The organism is Rathayibacter tanaceti (assembly GCF_001634385.1).
Lineage (GTDB): Bacteria > Actinomycetota > Actinomycetes > Actinomycetales > Microbacteriaceae > Rathayibacter > Rathayibacter tanaceti.
The window spans coordinates 1-3,942 of sequence record NZ_LIIN01000178.1 but is presented as its reverse complement, the minus strand read 5'-3'; the positions used below and the strand labels follow the sequence as shown (position 1 = coordinate 3,942).

Genomic DNA, 3,942 nt, shown 5'->3' with positions numbered 1-3,942 from the left:
CGCAGGACCCAGCGGAGGAGCCCGACGACGCCGACCCCGGAGCCGGCCCCCGTCCCGCGGTCCGCTGCTCCCGACCCCGGGTCGGCCAAGGCGATCGCCTACGACATGATCGTCCAGCGCGGCTGGGCCGATAGCGAGTACGACTGCCTGGTGCTGCTGTGGAATCGCGAGTCCGGCTGGAACGTCTACGCCGAGAACAAGTCCAGTGGTGCCTACGGGATCCCGCAGTCCCTGCCGGGCAGCAAGATGGCCGTCGCAGGCAGCGACTGGGCGACCAGCGCGAGCACGCAGATCACCTGGGGCCTCGGCTACATCTCGGGTCGCTACGGATCCCCGTGCGGTGCCTGGGCGCACTCCGAGTCGGTCGGCTGGTACTGATCCGCGGGAGGCGGGGCAGCACGGCGTGAGCGCCTCGCTACCCTGGAGCCGTGGATTACGCGTTGCTCGGGGTCGTCGGGATCATCACCGTCGTCACGGTGGCGCGCTTCTCCAGCCGTCTCGGTATCGCGGCTCCGCTCACCCTCGTCCTCGTCGGGATCGGCGCGTCCTACCTTCCGGGCGTCCCTGGGATCGAGGTCGAACCCGAGCTGATCCTCGCGGGGGTTCTGCCGCCTCTGCTGTACTCGGCCGCGATCCAGGTCCCGCTGACCGACTTCCGGCGCAATCTGCGCTCGATCTTCGGGCTGTCCGTACTGCTCGTCGTGGTGACCGCCCTCGTGGTCGGCGGGTTCCTCTACCTGGTCTTCCCTGATCTGAGCCTGCCCGCTGCGATCGCGCTGGGAGCAGTCGTGAGCCCGACCGACGCGGTCGCCGCGACGTCCATCGGCAAGAAGCTCGGTCTGCCGCCCCGCCTGGTGACCGTGCTCGAGGGCGAGAGCCTCGTCAACGACGCGTCGGCCCTGGTACTGCTGCGCGCGGCGACGACCGCGGCCGCCGTGGTCGGCTCCTCCGTCAGCTCCGACGCCCTCGACGTCGGGGAGGTGGGTGTCCTCTTCGTCTACTCGGTCGTGATGGCGATCGTGCTCGGCATGGTGACGGGCGTCCTCACCGTCTTCGTCCGCTCGAAGCTGCGCGATCCGGTCCTCGACACCGCTGTCTCGTTCGCCGTGCCGTTCCTGGCCTACATCCCGGCGGAGGAGCTGGGCGCCTCCGGCGTCCTCGCCGTGGTCGTGACCGGCATCTACACCGGGCACAACAGCGCGCGCTTCCTCAGCCCGCAGTCGCGCATCAGCGAGCGGGTGAACTGGCGCACGGTGCAGTTCCTGCTCGAGAACGGCGTGTTCCTGCTGATGGGCGCGGAGATCAAGGCGATCGTCGGCGAGGTCGAGCCGGGGGAGTTCGGGGCGGGCACGGCTGTGCTGCTCGGGCTGGCCACGGTCGTCATCCTGATCGTCCTGCGCACGCTGTTCGTCTGGCCGTTGCTGCTGTGGCTGCGCAATTCCGGCCGGCGCGCCGTGCGGACCAACAGGCGGCTCGCGGTCGGGTTGATGCGGCTGCGCAACAGTGCCACGGGCGATGAGCGCTTCCGTCGGCGACAGGCGCGCGCCGAGCGCCTGTACCAGCGTCGCGAGACCGATCTTGCTGCCACGACGAGCGAGGCGTTCGGCTGGCGGGGAGGCGTGATCCTCTCCTGGTCCGGGATGCGGGGGGTGGTCACCCTCGCGGCGGCGCAGTCGCTCCCGGAGGAGACGCCCTACCGTTCGCAGCTGATCCTGATCGCCTTCACGGTGGCCGTGGTCACGCTCCTGCTCCAGGGGGCGACCCTTCCCGCGCTCATCCGCCTCACGGGGATCCAGGGGTCGGACGGCGACGCCGATCGCCGTGAACTGGCTGCGCTACTCGACGAGGTCGCGTCCAGCGGCATCCGCGCTCTCCCGGACGCGGTGACCGAGCTGCCCGACGGCGAGGCAGGCGAGCGTGTTCTCGAGCGGGTGCGCCGTGACACGCTGACCCGCTCGCAAGCGGCGTGGGAGCAGGTGGAGCGAAACGAGGACGCGCCACTCGGTCCTCACGCCCAGTACCTGCGGCTGCGCCGCGCGGTGATCCTCGCCGAGCGCGAGACGCTGCTCGAGGCGCGCGCACGCGGGGTCTACTCGTCGCGCACACTCCGCCGGGCGCAGCTGATGCTCGACGCCGAAGAGGCTCGGCTCGAGATGGACGGCAGCTCGCACTGACCCGGCGGGGAGGAGCTGCCTCCTAGACTGGAGGAATGCCGCGCAGCAACCGACCCCGCGGGAGCCGTCGCGACGACGACGAGCCGCTGGATCTCTCGCAGATGCTCGCAGGCCGGCGACGCACCGAGAGCCACGCGGGTCGTGAGTGGAACGTCCAGCCGGTCTCCTCCGCCCGCGCCGTCAAGAACTATCTCTGCCCGGGGTGCGGCCTCACGATCGACATCGGCCAAGAGCACCTGGTCACCTGGCGCGCGGACGGGGCGCTCGGCGACGCCGCCGATCTGGCGGGCCGTCGCCACTGGCATACGCACTGCTGGAGAATCCGAGGAGCACGATGACCCACGAGATCCGCGGAGGAGTCGTCCTTCCCGCCCGCCGCGAGAACGTCGAGCTGCGCACCTCCGACGGGTTGACTCTGGTCGGCGAACTCGCACTGCCGCTCGAGCGCGAGCCCGTGGCGACGCTGGTCACGCTGCATCCGCTGCCGACCCACGGCGGCTTCATGGACTCGCACATCCTGCGCAAGGCAGCGGCACGCCTCCCGGCCCTCGCCGACGTCGCGGTGCTGCGCTTCAACACCCGCGGCACGACTTCGCCCCGCGGCACGAGCGAGGGTGCCTTCGGCGACGGGAACGACGAGCGCGCCGATGTCGCCGCCGCGATGTCGCTCGTCGCCGAGCGGCGACTCCCGCACCCGTGGCTCGTCGGCTGGTCGTTCGGCACCGAGCTCGCTCTGAAATGGGGGAGGGAGCACCCCGTCGACGGCGCGATCCTTCTCTCGCCTCCGCTGCACCGCACGAGTGCCGAGGAGGTGGCTGCGTGGGGCGTGGACCGCCGTCCGCTGGTGGCTCTCGTCCCCGAGTTCGACGACTATCTGCGGCCTGCCGCGGCGGCCGAGCGCTTCGCGAGCGTCCCCCAGCTCGATCTGATCGCGGTGGAGGGAGGCAAGCACCTCTGGGTCGGCGAGGCGCAGACGCGGCGGGTCCTCGAGGAGATCGTGCGCGTCGTCGCACCTGCCGCGTCACCGTTGCCGACGGAGTGGGCGGGCGAGCTCGGCTGAGCCCGCCCGCGATCGGGGTCTAGCGCTCGTCGGTCGCCGCCGGCTGGTCGCCCTTCGCCTGCGAGCCCTTCTTCGCGGGCCCGTTCTTCGTCGGAGCCTTCTTCGCCGGGGCCCTCGTCTCGTCGGAATCCTCGACGTCGTCGGAGTCCCCCGTGGATCCGTTCGTCGCCTCGTCGTCGAACCCCTCGATCTGCCCCATCAGGCCGCGCAGACCGGAGACGTAGCCGGCGATCGCGTCGCGCTCCGTGCGGATCTCGTCGAGCCGGCGTTCCGCGGTGTCGACGAGCTCGCGGCTACGGCGCTCGGCGTCGGCGATCAACTCCTGCGCCCGGTCGCGGGCACCGTCGAGCAGAGCGTCCGAGTCGTCCTGGGCCTTCCTGCGCAGCCGCGTCGTCTCATCGAGCGCGTCGCTGCGGAGCGTGTCGGCCTCGAGACGCTTGTCGTTCGCCCGCCGGATGGCGTCGGCGAGCTGGAGATTCGACTCGTCGAGGTAGCGCTGCGTCTGCGCCACCGCCTCCTGGTGCCGCAGCAGGTCCTCGCGGTCCGCCTCCTCACGGCGGGCGGCCAGCTCGACAACGAGGTCGATCCGGGCCTGCTCGACGTCCCGAGCGAGCGCAGCGGCTTCGTCGGCGGAGGCCGCGCGCAGGCCGGCGAGTTCGGCGTCGAGCACGCGACCGCCTCTGCTCGCTCCTGCGCGAGCCGAGTCCG

At 71.4% G+C, this 3,942-nt stretch carries 4 protein-coding genes and 1 pseudogene; 4 read left to right on the top strand and 1 reads right to left on the bottom strand.

Going from position 1 to position 3,942, the window contains the following annotated elements; all coding sequences use genetic code 11:
• From ACH61_RS14290 to ACH61_RS14275, 4 genes are all read left to right on the top strand, one after another.
• Positions 1-378: aggregation-promoting factor C-terminal-like domain-containing protein (locus ACH61_RS14290; RefSeq protein WP_461786698.1), on the top strand; the 378-nt coding region annotated here is incomplete at its 5' end.
• A 50-nt stretch (positions 379-428) separates the two neighbouring features.
• Positions 429-2,174: a cation:proton antiporter gene (locus tag ACH61_RS14285; RefSeq protein ID WP_068213302.1), complete on the top strand. Its 1,746-nt coding sequence runs from the start codon at positions 429-431 to the stop codon at positions 2,172-2,174.
• A gap of 35 nt (positions 2,175-2,209) precedes the next feature.
• Positions 2,210-2,512 (top strand): hypothetical protein, encoded by a 303-nt coding sequence (locus ACH61_RS14280; RefSeq protein WP_068213299.1) that lies wholly within the window; start codon positions 2,210-2,212, stop codon positions 2,510-2,512.
• Positions 2,509-3,234: an alpha/beta hydrolase gene (locus tag ACH61_RS14275; RefSeq protein ID WP_068213296.1), complete on the top strand. Its 726-nt coding sequence runs from the start codon at positions 2,509-2,511 to the stop codon at positions 3,232-3,234. Before ACH61_RS14280 ends, ACH61_RS14275 begins: the two co-directional genes overlap by 4 nt.
• A gap of 19 nt (positions 3,235-3,253) precedes the next feature.
• Here ACH61_RS14275 and ACH61_RS14270 read toward each other — a convergent pair.
• Positions 3,254-3,942: pseudogene (locus ACH61_RS14270) on the bottom strand (hypothetical protein); the annotation flags it as partial.

Excerpts from the sequence above, each read along its gene's own strand:
- ACH61_RS14275 (WP_068213296.1), top strand. The coding sequence starts at position 2,509 with ATGACCCACGAGATCCGCGGAGGAGTCGTCCTTCCCGCCCGCCGCGAG.
- ACH61_RS14280 (WP_068213299.1), top strand. The coding sequence starts at position 2,210 with ATGCCGCGCAGCAACCGACCCCGCGGGAGCCGTCGCGACGACGACGAG.